The 16,507-nt window shown below is 69.7% G+C and carries 19 protein-coding genes and 1 tRNA gene; 14 read left to right on the top strand and 6 right to left on the bottom strand.

Features of this window, described 5'->3' with window-relative positions; all coding sequences use genetic code 11:
- Positions 1-23: 23 nt before the first annotated feature.
- Both EPO51_RS18725 and EPO51_RS18720 read left to right on the top strand, forming a co-directional pair.
- Complete coding sequence (locus EPO51_RS18725) at positions 24-1,094, top strand: BON domain-containing protein (protein WP_293353329.1); 1,071 nt, start codon at positions 24-26, stop codon at positions 1,092-1,094.
- Positions 1,095-1,267: 173 nt separating this feature from the next.
- Complete coding sequence (locus tag EPO51_RS18720) at positions 1,268-1,813, top strand: two pore domain potassium channel family protein (protein ID WP_293353327.1); 546 nt, start codon at positions 1,268-1,270, stop codon at positions 1,811-1,813.
- Here the strand turns inward: EPO51_RS18720 and msrB are convergent.
- Positions 1,705-2,202, bottom strand: a complete 498-nt coding sequence (gene msrB / locus EPO51_RS18715) for a peptide-methionine (R)-S-oxide reductase MsrB (protein WP_293353325.1) — start codon at positions 2,200-2,202, stop codon at positions 1,705-1,707. The two genes, EPO51_RS18720 and msrB, sit on opposite strands and share 109 nt — an antisense overlap.
- A 69-nt stretch (positions 2,203-2,271) precedes the next feature.
- Here msrB and EPO51_RS18710 point away from each other — a divergent pair, with 69 nt between their 5' ends.
- Both EPO51_RS18710 and EPO51_RS18705 read left to right on the top strand, forming a co-directional pair.
- Entirely contained in the window at positions 2,272-4,248 is a 1,977-nt protein-coding gene (locus tag EPO51_RS18710; protein WP_293353323.1) for an acetyl-CoA carboxylase biotin carboxylase subunit, read from the top strand.
- A gap of 22 nt (positions 4,249-4,270) precedes the next feature.
- On the top strand, positions 4,271-4,663 hold the full coding sequence (locus EPO51_RS18705) for a DUF805 domain-containing protein (protein ID WP_293353321.1): 393 nt from the start codon (positions 4,271-4,273) through the stop codon (positions 4,661-4,663).
- Here the strand turns inward: EPO51_RS18705 and lipB are convergent.
- Entirely contained in the window at positions 4,627-5,379 is a 753-nt protein-coding gene (lipB, locus tag EPO51_RS18700) for a lipoyl(octanoyl) transferase LipB (RefSeq protein WP_293353320.1), read from the bottom strand. The two genes, EPO51_RS18705 and lipB, sit on opposite strands and share 37 nt — an antisense overlap.
- A 68-nt stretch (positions 5,380-5,447) precedes the next feature.
- Here lipB and EPO51_RS18695 point away from each other — a divergent pair, with 68 nt between their 5' ends.
- The 6 genes from EPO51_RS18695 (at position 5,448) to EPO51_RS18670 (ending at position 10,384) form a co-directional block, all read left to right on the top strand.
- Positions 5,448-5,699: a FliM/FliN family flagellar motor switch protein gene (locus EPO51_RS18695; protein WP_293353318.1), complete on the top strand. Its 252-nt coding sequence runs from the start codon at positions 5,448-5,450 to the stop codon at positions 5,697-5,699.
- Positions 5,700-5,750: 51 nt separating this feature from the next.
- Positions 5,751-5,835 (top strand) — tRNA-Leu (locus EPO51_RS18690).
- Between the two features lie 158 nt (positions 5,836-5,993).
- Positions 5,994-7,409 (top strand): magnesium transporter, encoded by a 1,416-nt coding sequence (mgtE, locus tag EPO51_RS18685; RefSeq protein WP_293353316.1) that lies wholly within the window; start codon positions 5,994-5,996, stop codon positions 7,407-7,409.
- Positions 7,410-7,479: 70 nt separating this feature from the next.
- A complete protein-coding gene (locus EPO51_RS18680) occupies positions 7,480-8,766 on the top strand; it encodes a lysozyme (RefSeq protein WP_293353314.1) in 1,287 nt (428 codons plus the stop codon).
- Positions 8,767-8,807: 41 nt separating this feature from the next.
- Entirely contained in the window at positions 8,808-9,974 is a 1,167-nt protein-coding gene (locus EPO51_RS18675; protein ID WP_293353312.1) for an isovaleryl-CoA dehydrogenase, read from the top strand.
- Between the two features lie 62 nt (positions 9,975-10,036).
- Positions 10,037-10,384 carry a DUF3574 domain-containing protein gene (locus EPO51_RS18670; protein WP_293353310.1) on the top strand — a complete coding sequence of 116 codons (348 nt, stop codon included), beginning with the start codon at positions 10,037-10,039 and terminating at the stop codon, positions 10,382-10,384.
- Positions 10,385-10,390: 6 nt separating this feature from the next.
- Here EPO51_RS18670 and EPO51_RS18665 read toward each other — a convergent pair whose 3' ends face one another.
- From EPO51_RS18665 to EPO51_RS18655, 3 genes are all read right to left on the bottom strand, one after another.
- On the bottom strand, positions 10,391-11,200 hold the full coding sequence (locus tag EPO51_RS18665; protein WP_293353308.1) for a helix-turn-helix domain-containing protein: 810 nt from the start codon (positions 11,198-11,200) through the stop codon (positions 10,391-10,393).
- Positions 11,201-11,267: 67 nt separating this feature from the next.
- Entirely contained in the window at positions 11,268-11,531 is a 264-nt protein-coding gene (locus EPO51_RS18660; protein ID WP_293353306.1) for a hypothetical protein, read from the bottom strand.
- Positions 11,528-11,803 (bottom strand): hypothetical protein, encoded by a 276-nt coding sequence (locus EPO51_RS18655; protein WP_293353304.1) that lies wholly within the window; start codon positions 11,801-11,803, stop codon positions 11,528-11,530. Before EPO51_RS18655 ends, EPO51_RS18660 begins: the two co-directional genes overlap by 4 nt.
- A gap of 210 nt (positions 11,804-12,013) precedes the next feature.
- Here EPO51_RS18655 and EPO51_RS18650 point away from each other — a divergent pair, with 210 nt between their 5' ends.
- Positions 12,014-12,169, top strand: coding sequence for a hypothetical protein (locus EPO51_RS18650; protein WP_293353302.1), 156 nt, complete (start codon positions 12,014-12,016; stop codon positions 12,167-12,169).
- A 215-nt stretch (positions 12,170-12,384) separates the two neighbouring features.
- Here EPO51_RS18650 and EPO51_RS18645 read toward each other — a convergent pair whose 3' ends face one another.
- Positions 12,385-14,193 (bottom strand): patatin-like phospholipase family protein, encoded by a 1,809-nt coding sequence (locus EPO51_RS18645; protein ID WP_293353300.1) that lies wholly within the window; start codon positions 14,191-14,193, stop codon positions 12,385-12,387.
- Positions 14,194-14,260: 67 nt separating this feature from the next.
- Here EPO51_RS18645 and EPO51_RS18640 point away from each other — a divergent pair, with 67 nt between their 5' ends.
- From EPO51_RS18640 to EPO51_RS18630, 3 genes are all read left to right on the top strand, one after another.
- On the top strand, positions 14,261-15,100 hold the full coding sequence (locus EPO51_RS18640) for an enoyl-CoA hydratase-related protein (protein WP_293353298.1): 840 nt from the start codon (positions 14,261-14,263) through the stop codon (positions 15,098-15,100).
- 41 nt (positions 15,101-15,141) lie between these two features.
- The gene (locus tag EPO51_RS18635) at positions 15,142-15,552 is read left to right on the top strand and encodes a DUF1489 family protein (protein ID WP_293353296.1); all 411 of its coding nucleotides are present in this window, start codon (positions 15,142-15,144) and stop codon (positions 15,550-15,552) included.
- Positions 15,553-15,671: 119 nt separating this feature from the next.
- Positions 15,672-16,505 carry a division plane positioning ATPase MipZ gene (locus tag EPO51_RS18630; protein WP_293353294.1) on the top strand — a complete coding sequence of 278 codons (834 nt, stop codon included), beginning with the start codon at positions 15,672-15,674 and terminating at the stop codon, positions 16,503-16,505.
- Positions 16,506-16,507: the final 2 nt, after the last annotated feature.

The raw sequence follows: 16,507 nt of genomic DNA, 5'->3' as shown, positions 1-16,507 counted from the left end.
CGTGAAAGCGAAGGAGAACGAGCATGGCCGGTCGATACGACAGTGAACGGGATTGGCGCGATCGCGAACGCCAGCAGCGGTACGACGACCGCTACGACGTCTTCGGGCTGAACGACGAGCGCGACCGGTATTCGGGCCGCGAGGACCGTTCGTTCGGCCGCGACGAGCGGGTGTTCGGCGAGCGCGAGAGCAGCGTCGGCTACAATCGTCCGCCCCGCGGCGGCCGGGGCGGTTCGGCCAGCCAGGGCTGGCAGGACCCGGACTACGGCGGCGTCTCGCCCGCCATGCGGCGCGGCGACTACGATGCCGGCTACCGGCCCAACCCGCGTTTCTCGAACACCGACTATACCCGCGGCGGCCACTTCCATGACGACGACGGCCGGGGCCGCATCCATCGCGAGGCGTATGGCTACGGCCGCCCCTACGAGGGCGAGGGCCACCGGTTCGGCAGCTACGAGGCCGACCAGCGCTGGGCGCGCGAGATGCGGCGGCCGGGGGCGGGTGGCCCGTACTCGGGCGGAACGGGCGGCTACGACTATGAGCGCGGCTATGGCGACGGCGGCCGGTATGAGGCGCGCGACCGTGGCGGCGAGTTCGAGGACCGCGCGCGCGAGGCCGGCGATTTCTTCCGGCGGACCGGACGCCGGATCTCCAACTGGTTCAGCGACGTGGCCGGCGAGGGCGCCTACGACCGCAACTACGGCGAGGACCGCCAGCGCTACGAGGAGTTCCGCGGCGCGCGCGGCCGGGGCCCGAAGGGCTATCAGCGCTCGGACGAGCGGATCAGCGACGAGGTCCACCAGCGCCTCACCGACGACGCCTGGCTCGACGCCAGCGAGATCAACGTGGCGGTGGCGAACGGCGACGTGACCCTGTCCGGCACGGTTGAGAGCCGCGAGGCCAAGCACCGCGCCGAGCGGATCGTCGAGGACCTGTCCGGCGTGAAGCACGTGCAGAACAACCTGCGCATCCAGGCGGACGGCCATGGCCGGAGCTACGGCGACAACCTGCAGGAGACCCGCATGGCCTCCAGCGAGCAGGTGAAGGACGTCACCGACGGCAACGCGACGCCGCCCGCGCAAAAGCGGAACTAGGTCGTCTTCGACTGCCACACGACGGCCGCCTCCCGGCCTCGCCAGGCCGGGGGGCGTCGCTGCGCAGGGCATCCGCGCCCATGGGTGCCCCTTAGGCGGTCGGGCGCATACGATGCGGATCGACTGCGTGAGTCGGGCCCTGGCCGCGCTCGCGCTTGGCCCCGGGGAGCGCCATGCCCGCAAGCCTGCTGCACGAGCTGATCGTCGCGACGGGGCTGGTGGCGGCCACGGTGGTGATCCATCTGGTCGGGCTGGACCTGCTGATGCGTCTCACCGGCCTGCACCTGCGGCGGTTCTTGAGCGCCTGGCTGAACCTCAACCGCCTGTTGGTGCCCCTGGGGATCGTCCTGGGGCTGTTCGTCCTGCACGGCGTGGAGATCTGGCTCTACGCGGTGGCCTATCGGCTGCTGGGCGCGATGCCGACGATCGAGCAGGCGCTCTACTTCTCGACCAGCGCCTATTCGACCCTGGGCGAGGCGGGCGCAGTCTTGCCGGTGGCGTGGCGCGTGGTCGGCGTGCTGGAGGCTGTCAACGGCATGCTGCTGCTGGGCTGGTCGACGGCCTTCCTGTTCCAGGTCCTGGATCGCCTGCTCCGGCCGTCAGACGAGGATCATCCGCTGCCGAGGGGCGCCATCGCCCGGTTGTCGCCGCGGCCGAGCGGATCGCGCAAGGGCGCGCCGTCCGGCACGAACTCCAGCGACACCGAATTGATGCAGTAGCGCAGCCGCGTGGGCGGCGGCCCGTCCGGGAACACGTGGCCCTGGTGGCTGCCGCAGCGGGCGCAGGTCGTCTCGATGCGGACCATGCCGTACGACGTGTCGCGGATCGCCGTCACATGCGCCTCGTCAACGGGCGCCCAGAACGAGGGCCAGCCCGTACCGCTCTCGAACTTGGTCTTGTGCTGGAAGAGCGGCAGGCCGCAGAGGCGGCAGCAGTAGACGCCGGAATCCTTCTGATCGAGCAGCCCGCCGCAGAACGGCGCCTCGGTGCCATGGTGCAGCAGCACCTCGGCCTCTTCGCGCGTGAGGTCTGCCTCCAGTCGCTTGCGTTCCTCAGCGTTAGGCGGCGAGAGAGAGAAACCGGAGGGGGAGACTGCTGGCGTGCTCATGGACGCCAATCTAAGGTCCCGCCCTTCGCGGCGGAAGACCGTCGTTGGAGCAATCGTTTAAGGGCCCGGATGTTCTCGAAGATCCTGATCGCCAACCGGGGCGAAATCGCCGTCCGGATCATCAAGACCTGCCGCCGCATGGGCATCGGGACGGTGGTGGTCTACTCGGAAGCTGACGCCGATTCGATGGCGGTGGAGATGGCCGACGAGACCGTCTTCATCGGCGGCGCGCCGGCGTCCGAAAGCTACCTGGTCGCCGACAAGATCGTCGACGCCGTGCGCGCCACGGGCGCCGAGGCGGTCCACCCGGGCTTCGGCTTCCTCTCGGAGAATGCGAGCTTCGCCCGGCGGCTGGCCGAGGAGGGCATCGTCTTCATCGGCCCGAACCCGTACGCCATCGAGGCGATGGGCGACAAGATCGAGTCCAAGAAGTTCGCGACCAAGGCCGGTGTCTCGGTCGTGCCGGGCCACGTCGGCGAGATCGACGACACGGCCCACGCCATCCGGATCTCCGAGGAGATCGGCTATCCGGTGATGATCAAGGCCTCCGCGGGCGGCGGCGGCAAGGGCATCCGCGTCGCCTGGAACCGCAAGGACGTGGAGGAGGGCTTCCCGGCCGTCCGGTCCGAGGCCAAGTCCAGCTTCGGCGACGACCGGATCTTCATCGAGAAGTTCATCGAGAGCCCGCGCCACGTCGAGATCCAGGTGCTGGGCGACAAGCATGGCAACGTGGTCCACCTGTTCGAGCGCGAGTGCTCGATCCAGCGCCGCAACCAGAAGGTCATCGAAGAGGCGCCCAGCCCGCTGCTCGACGAGAAGACCCGAAAGGCCATGGGCGACCAGGCCGTCGCCCTGGCCAAGGCCGTGCAGTACGACAGCGCCGGCACCGTCGAGTTCGTGGCCGGCCAGGACAGGAGCTTCTTCTTCCTGGAGATGAACACCCGCCTGCAGGTGGAGCATCCGGTCACCGAGATGATCACCGGCGTCGACCTGGTCGAGCAGATGATCCGCTCGGCCTACGGCGAGAAGCTGCCGTTCGCCCAGAAGGATCTGAAGATCAACGGCTGGGCCATGGAGAGCCGGATCTACGCCGAGGACCCGTACCGCGGCTTCCTGCCGTCGATCGGCCGGCTGGTGCGCTATTCGCCGCCGGCGGAGGGCGAGCTTCCTGGCGGCGGCTTCGTCCGCAACGACGCCGGGGTCCGCGAGGGCGACGAGATCTCGATGTTCTACGACCCGATGATCTCCAAGCTGTCGACCTGGGGGAAGACCCGCGAGGCGGCCATCGACGTCATGGGCCGGGCGCTTGAGGACTTCCACATCGAGGGCCTGGGCCAGAACATCCCGTTCCTGGCGGCGGTGATGGACCAGAAGCGGTTCCGCTCGGGCAAGCTTTCGACCAACTATATCAAGGACGAGTTCCCGGACGGCTTCCACGGCCTGCCGCCCACCAACGCCCAGCGCGACCTGATGAGCGCCGTCGCCCTGGCCATGCACCGGGCGCTGCTGGCGCGGTCCGCGCCGGACCAGGTGCGCACCGACTGGGTGGTGGTCTCGGGCCTGAAGAAGCTGGCCATGAGCGCCACCGCCGTGGACGGCGGGCTCAACATCCTGGCCGACGGGCGCAAGCTTAGGCTGGAGGATATCCAGTGGCGGCCGGGCCAGCCGGTGTTCCGGGCGAACCTCGACGGCCAGGACTTCACCGTGGCGGTGAAGCCGGCGGCCGAGGGCTTCACCATCCGCCACCGCGCCACGACCCTGCATGTCCTGGTCCTGACGCCCCGTTCGGCCGAGCTGCACGAGAAGCTGCCGCCGAAGAAGGCGGCCGACACCTCCAAGATGGTGCTGTCGCCCATGCCGGGCCTGGTGGTCTCCATCGACGTCCTGACGGGCCAGGAGGTGAAGACCGGCGAGGTGGTGGCGGTGCTCGAGGCCATGAAGATGCAGAACATCCTGCGGGCCGAGCGCGACGGCACGATCAAGGCCGTCAACGTCAAGTCCGGCGACAGCGTCGCGGCCGACGAGGTTCTGGTAGAGTTCGCCTGAGCACAGTCGCTCGGGGGATTCGATGGGCTTCGCGGAGCTCTTCTTCTCAGGCCAGGGCCGCGCGCCGCGGCTGCCGTCGCTGATCGCCGCCGCGACGCTGGTGGGCCTGGCGGCGCTGTACGAGGCGCTGGTGGGCTCGACGCTGCACTGGATCACCGGCTGGGCGGTCTATCCGGCCCTGTTCTACGCCGGCGCCTGCGTGCTCTCGAAGCGGCTGCACGACCGGGGCCGCTCAGGCTGGTGGGCGGCGCTGATCCTGGCCTCGGTCGTGGCGGTCTGGCCGCACCCGGAGAGCTTCCTGGACTTCCTGTTCTTCCTGGTCCTGGTCTGGGCGTTCGTGGAGCTGGCGGTCATGCCGGGCGAGCAGGGGGCCAACCGCTACGGGTTGAACCCGATGGGGCTGGCGGCGGTCTGAGGAGGTTCCACGGCTTCCACCGCGCCGAACACCCGCCGGAAGCTCGCCTTCAGCGCCGCGTCGACCTCGTCCATGGTCACGGGCAGGCCCAGGTCGACCAAGCTCGTGACGCCGTGCTCGGTGACGCCGCAGGGGACGATGCCGCCGAAGTGGCCGAGGTCCGGCTCGACGTTGAGCGAAATGCCGTGGAACGAGACCCATTTGCGCAACTTCACGCCGATGGCGGCGATCTTGTCTTCCCGGGGCAGGGCGCCGGGACTGCGCCGCTCGACCCAGACGCCCACCCGGCCATCGCGGATCTCGCCGGTGACGTTGAAGGCGTCCAGCGCGCCGATCACCCAGGTCTCCAGGGCGGCCACGAAAGCCCGAACGTCGCGGCCGCGCTTGGTAAGGTCCAGCATGACGTAGGCCACGCGCTGACCGGGGCCGTGGTAGGTGAACTGGCCGCCGCGCCCGCTCTGGAACACGGGGAATCGGTCGGGCTCTATGAGGTCCCCGGGCTTGGCCGAAACGCCGGCCGTGTAGAGCGGTGGATGCTCCAGCAGCCAAACCAACTCACCGGCGCTGCCCTCGGCGATGGCGGCGGCGCGGGCCTCCATGGCGGCGACCGCCTCGGGATAGGCCACCGGGCCGCGCGAAACCGCCCACCCGGCGGCCTGGCCGTCCGTGCGACCGAACAGCGCTTCGCCGGGGATATTTAACGTGCGGTCAAGCATGTCGGGCCAATGTGGGGCTCGGGCGTGCGTCGCGCAAAGCCCATGAGTGAAAAGTCGGGGTTTCCTTCGTGAGCCAGGTCAAGGCCGTCAATGTCGAAATCCAGGTGGTGCTGGGTCGCGCCACCCTGCCCATGCAGCAGCTGCTGCGCATGGGCCGGGGCGCGGTCATCCCGCTGGACACGACCGTGAACGAGGAAGTCTGGATCCTGGCCAACAACCATCCGGTGGCCCGCGGCGAGATCCAGATCAACGACGAACGCATCGCCATCACCGTCACCCGCGAAGCCAACGTTTACGACTACATGGCCGGCGCGGTCTAAGCGCACTTCACAAGGCGGGCGGGGTTTGATAGTTGCCGCGCCTCACCACGAGCGGTCGTGGCGGAATTGGTAGACGCGCAGCGTTGAGGTCGCTGTGGGGCAACCCGTGGAAGTTCGAGTCTTCTCGACCGCACCAGTGAATCAGGGTCTTCACCCCAGACCATTCGTTGTTCGGGGGCCCCGCTCTCAGCACGACGAATGGTCTAGACTTCAGCGAGAGTTGTGAGCGATCGGCGCTCGCCGATCGCGCAGGGAACGAGCAAAGCCGTCCACATATAGCCTGGGGAGGTCCGCATGGTACGCGAAACGGACGATCTCACCGCGGCTGCGGACGTTGAGGAAGACCTCGAAGACCTCGCCCTCGAAGACGACTATGCGCTGAATCCGGAATTCGTTTCGGACGTCGCCGACGCCCTGGACCGCGGCGACGCCGATCGGCTGCGGGAGCTGTTGGGGGCGCTGCACCCCGCGGATGTCGCCGACCTGATGGGTTTCCTGTCCGCCGACGCGCGGGAGGAGCTGGTCCCGCATCTCGATCCCCAGACCCTGGCTGAGATCCTGTCCGAACTGGACAGCGAGATCCGCGAAGAGGTGCTGGAGCACGTTCCCTCGGCGACCCTGGCGAAGGCAATCGGCGAGATGGAGTCGGACGACGCCGCCGACGTCGTCGACGACCTGGAGGACGACAAGCGCGCCGAGGTCATGGCCGCCATGCCCGAACAGGAGCGGGCGGCGATCGAGAGCACGCTGTCCTACGGCGAGGAGACCGCCGGCCGCCTGATGCAGCGCGAGGTGGTGGCCGCGCCGCAGTTCTGGACCGTGGGCCAGGCCATCGACCACTTCCGCAAGGAATCGGACGAACTGCCCGAGCTGTTCTTCGACGTCTATGTGGTCGATCCGGCCTACAAGCCTGTGGGCGCCGTACCGGTCAGCCACCTGCTGCGCACCGGCCGCCAGACCCCGCTGGCTCAGATCATGGAGCCGGTGACGGAGATCACCGTCGACCTCGACCAGGAAGAGGTCGCCTATATCTTCGACAAGTACCACCTGATCTCGGCTCCGGTCATCGACTCGGCCGGTCGGCTGGTGGGCCAGATCACCGTCGACGACATCGTGGGCGTCATCCAGGAGGAGGGCGAGGAGGACATCCTGGCCCTGGCCGGTGTGTCGGACGCCGGCCGCGACGCCGGCGTGCTGGACATCGTGAAGTCGCGCCTGCCGTGGCTGGTGCTGAACCTCGCGACCGAGGCCGTCGCGGTCCAGGCGATCAACGTCTACCAGGACGAGATCGCCAAGCTGGTCACCCTGGCCATCCTGATGCCGATCGTGGCCTCGGTGGGCGGCAACGCCGGCACCCAGGCGCTGGCCGTCGCCGTGCGCGCCCTGGCCAGCCGCGAGCTGACCGCCGCCAATTCGCTGCGCATCGTCATGCGCGAGATGACCGTGGGCCTGGCCAACGGGGCGGTCGTGGGCCTGATCATGGCCATCGCCACGTTCGCCTTCTTCCAGGACCTGCGCCTGTCGATCACCATCGCGCTGGCGCTGATCGTCAACATCTTCCTGGCCGCCGCCGCGGGGGTGCTGGCGCCGCTCACGCTGGAGCGCTTCGGCCGCGATCCTGCGGTTTCCTCGTCCGTGTTCGTAACTTTCGTCACGGACCTCATGGGTTTCCTGTCTTTTCTGGGGCTGGCGAGCCTCATCCTATTGTAACTGGCGTCAGGCTTGCGCCTGATCCTGTCAGGCGCCTGTCGCCTGTGCCGATTTGGGACGATTGGGAGCCATGCTCTCGCGCCACCGCGTTTCCCGGGCGGCCATCGAGCTGATCAAGCGGTTCGAAGGCTACCGCCGACACGCCGCCCAGCTGCCCGACGGGCGCTGGACGATCGGTCATGGCCATACGCTGACCGCGCGCGAGGGCGCCGAGGTTTCCGAGTCCGACGCCGAGGCCCTGCTGGTCTACGACCTGATCAGCGTCCAGCACGCCGTGAACGAGAACGTCTACGCCCCGCTGAGCCAGAACGAGTTCGACGCGCTGTGCAGCTTCGCGTTCAACATTGGCCTCGACAACTTCCGCCGCAGCCAGGTTCTGAAGCGCCTGAACGCCGGGGCGGCGGTGCAGGCGGCCTGCGCCATGGAGCTGTGGCGCAAGGCGGACTTCGAGGGCGAACGGATCGTCGTCGACACCCTGGTCCGCCGCCGCGCCGCCGAGAAGGCGCTGTTCCTCACGCCGCCGGACGGCGATTTCGCCCCGGCGCCGTCGCCGATCATCCGCCCGATCATCGACCTCGACGCCCTGGACCTCGTGCCCCTGCGCCGGCCGGTGGGGCTGGAGACTTCGTTCGAGGGCGACCGGGTGACGGTTCGCCGCGGGGCGGAGGCCCAGGACGACGCGCTGCCGGCCGCACCGCCTCCCGAGCCCACGCCTGAGCCCATTCCCGCGGTGACGGCCGCCGCCGAGGCGGTCAGCGCCCGGCTGGAGACCATCTTCCCCGACCCCGGCGAGGAGCCCGAGCCGCTGCCGGAGCCCGAATCGGAACTGGCGTCGGGGCCCGAACCGGAGGTCGAAGAGGTCGTCGCCGACGACGACCTCGAGCCGGCCCACGACCTGCGGCCCCAGGCCGATTTCGCGCCGCCGATCACGACCCATGTCGAGCCCGAGCTGGCGCTCGACGAGCCGCTCGTGGGTGACGCGCCGGCTTTCGAGCCCGAGCCGCCGTCCGTCCTGGACGCCGATCTCGACATCCCCCGGGCCCCGCCAGGTTCCGAGACCTTCGCCGACCCGGCCGTCCCGGAGACCGAGCCGCGTCAGTTCATCCCGGCCCGCGAACGCCCGCGGCCTCGGCCGCGTGAGATTTCGGTTGTCTGGGACCTGTTGCTGGCCCTGCTGGGCCTGGCCTTCTTCGGCTTCGGCATCTTCTGGGGACTCAACGCGCGGGCCGCGTCGACCGGCGGCCTGGTGACACCCTTGATGGTGGCCTGGCCGGCAGGTCTGGCCGGAGTCGGCTTCGTGGTGGTGGCCGTCTTCCGCCTGCTGCAGCGCCTGGGCCGGGAGGCCGAGGACGACTAGCGTTTTTGTCCGGCCGCGCGCTGCATGCTAACAGCCGCCGCATGATCCCGAACCACGGCCCCCAGATGGAATTCGGCCTCGGCGAGGCCGCCGACGCCATCCGCGAAACCACCGCCCGCTTCAGCGCCGACAAGATCGCGCCGCTGGCGGCCGAGATCGACGCTGCCAACACCTTCCCGCGCCAGCTCTGGCCGCAGATGGGCGACCTGGGCCTGCACGGCATCACGGTCGATGAGGAGTACGGCGGCCTGGGCCTGGGCTACCTCGAGCACGTGGTGGCCATGGAGGAGGTGAGCCGGGCCTCCGCCTCGGTGGGCCTGAGCTACGGCGCCCACTCCAACCTCTGTGTGAACCAGCTCCGCCGCTGGGGCACACCTGAGCAGAAGCAGCGCTACCTGCCCAAGCTGATCAGCGGCGAGCATGTCGGCTCCCTGGCGATGAGCGAAGCCGGTAGCGGCTCGGACGTGGTCTCGATGAAGCTGAAGGCCGAGAAGCGTGGCGACCGCTATGTGCTCAACGGCACGAAGTTCTGGATCACCAACGCGCCGCACGCCGACACCCTGGTGGTCTACGCCAAGACCGCGCCCGACGAGGCGTCGCGGGGCATCACCACCTTCATCGTCGAGAAGGGCTTCAAGGGCTTCAGCGTCTCGAACAAGCTCGACAAGATGGGCATGCGCGGCTCCGACACCGCCGAACTGGTGTTCGAGGACTGCGAGATCCCCGAAGAGAACGTCATGGGCCCCGAGAACGGCGGCGCGGGCGTGCTGATGAGCGGCCTGGACTATGAGCGCACGGTGCTGTCGGGCGGGCCGCTGGGGATCATGCAGGCCTGCCTGGACGTGGTCCTGCCCTACGTGCGCGAACGGAAGCAGTTCGGGAAGCCGATCGGCTCCTTCCAGCTCATGCAGGGCAAGATCGCCGACATGTACGTGGCCCTGAACTCGGCGCGGGCGTATGTCTACGCGGTCGCCAGGGCCTGCGATGCGGGCCAGACGACGCGGTTCGACGCGGCTGGGGCTATCCTGATGGCGAGCGAGAACGCCGTGAAGGTGTCGCTGGAGGCGATCCAGGCGCTCGGCGGCGCGGGCTACACCAAGGAGTTTCCGGTGGAGCGCCTGCTGCGCGACGCCAAGCTCTACGACATCGGCGCCGGGACGAACGAGATCCGACGCTTCCTGATCGGCCGCGAGCTCGTCGGCGGATGAGGCTGGCGGGGGCCTTGATTCTGGCGCTTGCCCCGACCCTGATTCTGGGTCTGGCGGGATGCATGAGCGCGCCGAAGCCCCAGGGCTGCCCGGCGGGTCAGGCCCAGCTTCGCACGGCCCAGCTGTTCCTCGGCGTCCAGGCGCCGGCGGGCGACCGCGACCTGCGCAGGTTCGTCGACCAGGAGGTCACCCCGCGCTTTCCAGACGGCGTGACCGTCGTGGACGGGGGCGGCCAGTGGAAGGGCTCCGAGAACCGCATGATCCGCGAGGCGTCCAAGATGGTGCTGGTGGTCCTGCCGGCCGGCGGCGACAGCCACCGCAAGGTCGAGGCCGTGCGCACGGCCTACCGCAGCAAGTTCAAGCGCGAGCCCGTCGTGATCCTGACGCCCCCGGCCTGCGTCACACTCTAGCGTCGTTCATGCGGCCCGGGCGTTCCGGGCCTCGTGGGCCAGGCGCAGGGCCTCGCCGGTGGCCGCGTCGGCGGGGAAGAAGGTCTCCAGGGTCAGCTCCGATAGCGTGATGTCGACCGGGGTGCCGAACACCGTCGTGGTTCCGAACAGCGACAGCACGGTGTCGCCTACCATCAGCTGGAACGGGATCACCACATTGCCGAAATCCTCAGGACGTCGGTCGGGCGCCGGGGGGCTGGGATAGCCGCGGATCTCCTCGATCAGCGTCAGCAGGCCCGGGTCGGCGGTCAGTTCCGCCTGTCGGCGCAGGCGCTCCAACGCATGGGCATGCCATTCGCCAAGGTTGGCGATCCGCGGCGCCAGGCCTTTCGGGTGCAGCGACACCCGCATGACGTTGAGCGGCGCCGCCAGGAGCTCGGGATCCACGCCGGCCAGCAGCGGCTCGATGGCGGCGTTGGCGGCCACCAGGTTCCATCTGAGGTCGACCACCAGGGCGGGGTAGGGCTCGTGCGCCTTCAGGATTACGTCGACCGCCCGCCGGGCCGCGGCGAGCTGGGGATCCTCCAGGCTGCGTTCTGGGAAGACGGGCGCGAAGCCGGCGGCCACCAGGATCACGTTCCGCTCGCGAAGCGGAATCTCCAACTGGTCGGAGAGATGCAGCAGCATCTCGCGGCTGGGCTGGGCCCGGCCGGTCTCCAGGAAACTCAGGTGCCGCGTGGAGATCTCGGCCTCCAGGGCGAGGTCCATCTGGCTCAAACGCCGGCGGGTGCGCCAGTCGCGCAGATGCTCGCCGACGGGCTTGTGGGTGCTGATCATGGGGGGAGCTTATCCGGCGGGCGAACCCGGTCCATGACCTGGGAGGTAATGGCCATTGCGCGTCAGCCTACCGCCACCCGCAAGCCACCGACCTCACCCCGGCGAGCCCCTGAAGCCGCGCGCGCAGGTGCTCGGCGCGCTGGGACGCCAGGCCGTCGGTCTCGACCTCCAGCCGGGCCAGGCCGTCGGCCGTCTGCAGGTCGACACGCGTGACCTCCGCTCCCTGGACTGGGAAAGGCGCCAGCGCGCGCAGCAGCAGGTCGGCGCCCGCCGCCATCTCCAGCACGAACACCCACCTGCGCCCAGGGAGGCTCCGTTTCTCCCCGCTCATGGCCGGCCTCGCAGGTGCTCGAGGCGCAGGGACTGCACGCCGACCTGGGCGGCCAGGCGGTCGGCCATGGCCTGGGCGGCGGCGACGCTGAGGCCGCGCAGGGTGAGGGTGGTCTCGACGATCCGGCCCACCGGCTTCAGCCGCAGCGCCGCCAGTTCGCCGGTCGAGCGGGCGAGGGCGTCGTCGATGGCGAACAGCGCCGCGCGGGGATGCGCGGCGGCGAAGACGAAGACCTGCAGGGCCTCGGCGACGGGGGCGTCAGCCTCTGACATCTGCGTCCCTCCCGGCAGGGCGGGGGCCGTCGGTCCGGGACACGGGCTTGGCGGAAATCGTTGGGCGGATGGTCATGGGCTGGTCCTCTTCGGTTTGGGACGGCCGCATATGAAAAAGCCCCGCGGCCTGGGGCGCGGGGCGTTCGATCTTTCGACCGTGGCGATCGTCCCTAGGACGTGCGCCGGCGCCCCGCGTGGCGGGTGATAATCATGGTCATTTTGATCATCGCAGGCGCGCAGCCGGCCGCGCCGATCCGGGGATCGGCGGCGAGCGATGCGGTCGTGGACAAGGTCGGGCTCATGGCCGGATCAGTCTCCTGCGCGCCTTCGATAGCCGATCGGCGCAGGTTTGGCATCCTGAAATAGCGAAAGGCCGCCCCATCGCTGGGACGGCCTTTCCATAGTCGGACCGCTGCGCGGTTCGCGACCGCTAACCCGAAGGCTAGGCGCGGACCCCGTTAACGGAGGTCCAGGTCACGGCTACCGCAGCGCGGCTTTCACTATGAGACACTGGGTCACCTCCTTTCAGTTGTTGAACACAGAAAGGAATATGGGGTGCGATTCACGCAGGCTTCAAGGCTTCATTCCGCCGCAGCATGCGCGGAGGCCATGAAGGGCGTGGCCGCGGCGCCGCCAGCCGCCTGTTCGCGCAGGGACGACCGTCGGCGCAGTTCGGGTATCGGTCGGGTGTGCTTGTCGAGGGCCGTGAGGGTGGCGCGGTAACCCGCCTCGACCGCCTCGTCGTAGGCGCCCCAGTCGCGGATTTCGATCTTGGACACGTCCGGCTGGATCAGCACGTCGGTGGCCTCTCGCGCGGCCGCGAGGTCGCGGCCGGTGGAGACGGTGGCGGTCCGCATCAGCAGCGAGACGATCGGCGGGCCCAGGCGCCACTGGCCGGAGCGGATCCAGCGCCAGACCGACGAAGGCCGCGCCACGTCCTTGGCGGTGATGCTGCGCGAGGTGGTGACGTCGACGCCGACGATCGGACCCAGGTGCGAGGATCGCATGATGTCCGCCGGGAAATTCTTCATCACCGCCCCGTCGACCAGCACGTTCTGCCCGTCCGTGGCCGGCGGCATGACGCCGGGCAGGGCGATGGAGGCGCGCAGCGCCTGGCGCAGCAGGCTGCGCCGATGGAGCTGGTAGGCGCCCGTGGTCAGGTTGGACGACAGGCAGAAGAACGGCAGCCACAGGTCGGCGATCTGGGTCTCGCCGAAATGCTGGGCCAGGCGGTCGCTCACCTTCACGCCGTGGGTCATGGCCAGCAGCGGCAGGGCGATGTCGTCGAGGGGGCTGGTGTCGACGAAGGCCTCGTGCAGCCGGGCGTCCATCTCTGCCTCGCCCCAGCCCATGGCCACGCCGGCGCCGACGATGGCGCCCATGGACGAGCCCCCCACGAAGTCGATGGGAACGTTGCGCTCGCGCAGCGCCTTGATCGCCCCCACGTGGGCATAGGCCCGCGCGCCGCCGCCCGACAGCACCAGGCCCACGGCCTGACCGGTGAGCACGCGGGCCATGCGCTGGAACTCGGGCGCAGCGCCGCGGCGAATGTGGAAGATGCGTGCGGCGCCGGTGGCGTCCAGCCAGGCCTCCGAGCCATGCGGGCGCACCGCATCGGCCGGCTGCATGAGGATCAGGTCGACCAGGCCCTGGTCCTGCAGCGTCGCCGCGCCCGCGGCCGGTCCTTCCGACTCGGCCGGCCGGTCGCCGCGGCCGACCCGGAACAGGCGGTCCACCTGCCGGGGCACGAAAGGCGCCCAGTTGGTCTCGTCCCGCTCGGCCACGTAGAGGACGAAGTCATGCACCCGCTCGACCTCGGAGAACCATTCGGTGGGGGCCTGCGCGGCCTCCGCCCCGACGGTGGTCACCGCGTAGCCCAGGGCGGCGATTTCGCGCTCCAGCCGCTCGACGATCGGACGCATCGGACCGGGACGCCCAACCGGCACGAAGCCGAACACCGAGGGCTCGCCCACCGGACCGCGCCGGGCCGTCTGGCGGCTGCGCAGGATCATCAGCTTGGCCAGTTCGATCATCACCGCCGGCTCGGCGTCGCAGGCCTCGAAGAACGCGTCCTTCGGCACCGCGAAGATCTCGGAATCGCGCAGGGCGTAGACGTCCGCCGAGTGCGGGATGCCCGCGATCAGCGCCATCTCGCCCGCCGGCTCCCCCGGGCGGATGATCCCCAGGAAGTTCGGTTCCTGGCCCTCTTCGCGCCGGAACGCGCCGAGGCGGCCGGTGCGGACGAAGTAGAGCTGGTCGGACGGGTCGCCCTGCCCGAAGAGCTTCGAGCCGCCGGGCAGCGAGAACCAGATCGTCCGATCGCGAGCACGCGGCTGCCTGAACAACCGCGCGAGCGCCGAATCGACCGGGATTTCGGGCAGGACAGCCACGGGCGAGAGGGTAGCGCCCCGGAACCGCGAGGGCTATGGCTGCGCTCCCAGCCGAAGGAGTCGCACCATGACCAACGAGATCGCCCATCCGCTGGTGGAGTTTCCCGACGTCAGCGCCACGACCGACCTGGTTCACATCTCGGCGACGCGGGCGGGCGCGGTCACGGTGACCATGAACCGTCCGGCGAAGAAGAACGCCTTCGACGAGGGGCTGATCTCGGCCCTGGCGGAAGCGTTCGACACCCTGGCCGGCGCCGAGGGGGTGCGGGTGGTGTTCGTGCGCGGGGCCGCCGGCGCGTTTTCGGCCGGCGCCGACCTCGACTGGATGCGGGCCGCGGTGGACCGGACCGAGGCGGACAACCGCGCCGACGCCATGGAACTGGCCAAGATGCTGAAGGCCCTGCGCGACCTGCCGGCGCTGACGGTCGCCCTGGTCGAGGGGCCGGCGTTCGGCGGCGGCGCGGGCCTGGCGGCGGCTTGCGACATCGCCATCGCCACCGCGGACGCGAAGTTCAGCTTCTCGGAGGTGAAGCTGGGGCTCGTGCCGGCCACGATCAGCCCCTACGTCATCGAGGCGATCGGGCCGCGCACCGCGCGGGCCCTGTTCGCAACGGCCCGCATCTTCGACGCCGCCTATGCGGAGAAGATCGGCCTGGTCACCCAGACGGTGGACGACGTGGCGGCGCTCCGCGTCGCCGCCCACGAGATCGCCCGCGACATCGTCGCCTGCGCGCCGGGCGCCGTGGAGGGCTCCAAGCGGCTGGTGGACGACGTGGCGGGCCGGGTGATCGACCGCGACCTGATGGAACTGACCGCCCATCGGATCGCCGCCGCCCGCGTAGGCGAGGAAGGGCAGGAGGGCGTCCGCGCCTTCCTGGAACGCCGCAAGCCGGCCTGGGCCGAGTAGCCGCACTTCCCAACCGGGGCGCCGCGCCCTAATCCAGCGCCATGGCCCTGCACATGATCAAGCTGGTGGTCGGCGCCGCGACCATCGAGGACCTGCTGGAATGGCGCGCGACCCATTCCGCGCCGGGCGAACCGTGGATCCTGCGCACCCGCATGACCCCCAAGCGCGGGGCGGAGATGATCGATGGCGGATCGATCTACCGGGTGTTCAAGGGCGTGATCCTCTGCCGCCAGAAGATCCTGGCCGTGAACAGCGTGGGCGAGGGGGTCACGGCCCGCTGCGAGATCACCCTGGACGAGACCGTCGTGCGCGTGGCGCCGACGCCGCGCCGCGCCTTCCAGGGCTGGCGCTACCTGGAACCCAAGGACGCTCCGCCGGATCTCGACGTCGAGGCGTTCGGCGACGTCCCCGACGCCCTGGCGCGCCAGCTGCGCGAGGTCGGGGCCTGGTAGCCGGCGCAAGTCCATCCACAGGCGGCGACGATACGCGCGTTGACGCTAAGGCGTCGCGCGCGCTCAGCTAAGCTGGGTTGAGTCGGCTCCGCGGGAGCCGTCCGGGGAGCTGAGAAGTCATGGGGCAGGCCAGCGTCATCGTGGTCGGCAACGAGAAGGGCGGGGCGGGCAAGTCCACGCTCGCCATTCATATCGTCACCGCCCTCCTGCACGGCGGCGCCAAGGTCGCGGTCCTGGACCTGGACCTGCGCCAGCAGACCCTGGGCCATTTCTTCGCCAACCGCGCCGCCTGGCTGGCGGCGAACGGGGTGGAGGCGCCGATGCCGATCCAGCATCCGATCAGCTCGGCCGGCGACGCCCTGGCCAAGGCTCCCGACGCCGAACAGCTCGAGCGCTTCGAGGGCGCCTTCGCCGCGGTCGCGAGCGAGGCGGACTTCGTCGTGATCGACACCCCGGGGGCCGACACCGCGATCATGCGCGCCGCCCATGTGAAGGCCGACCTGATCGTCACGCCCATGAACGACAGCTTCGTCGACTTCGACATGCTGGGTGTCGTCGACCCGGTCACCTTGGACCTGAAGCGCCACAGCCTCTATGCCGAGACGGTTTGGGCCTGCCGCAAGCAGCGCGCGACGGTGGAGCGCAAGCAGATCGACTGGGTCGTCCTGCGTAACCGTCTGGCGCCCACCGAGGCCCGCAACCGCCGACGCCTGGACGAGCGCGTCGAGGCGCTGTCGAAGAAGGTGGGCTTCCGCGTCGGCCCCGGCCTGCGCGACCGGGTGATCTATCGCGAACTGTTCCCGTTCGGCCTGACCGTCGCCGACCTGTCGCCGACCATCCGTCCGGTGGCCATGAGCCTGCAGCACGTGGCGGCGCGCCAGGAACTGCGGGCGGTGATGGTCGCCCTGGGCTTCAACGGGCTGGACGAGACCGAGCGGATGGCGGCTGAGTAGCC

The sequence above is a fragment of the Phenylobacterium sp. genome, assembly GCF_004297125.1.
GTDB lineage: Bacteria > Pseudomonadota > Alphaproteobacteria > Caulobacterales > Caulobacteraceae > Phenylobacterium.
The sequence above is the reverse complement of the archived record's forward strand: the minus strand, read 5'-3'. Positions and strand labels throughout refer to the sequence as shown.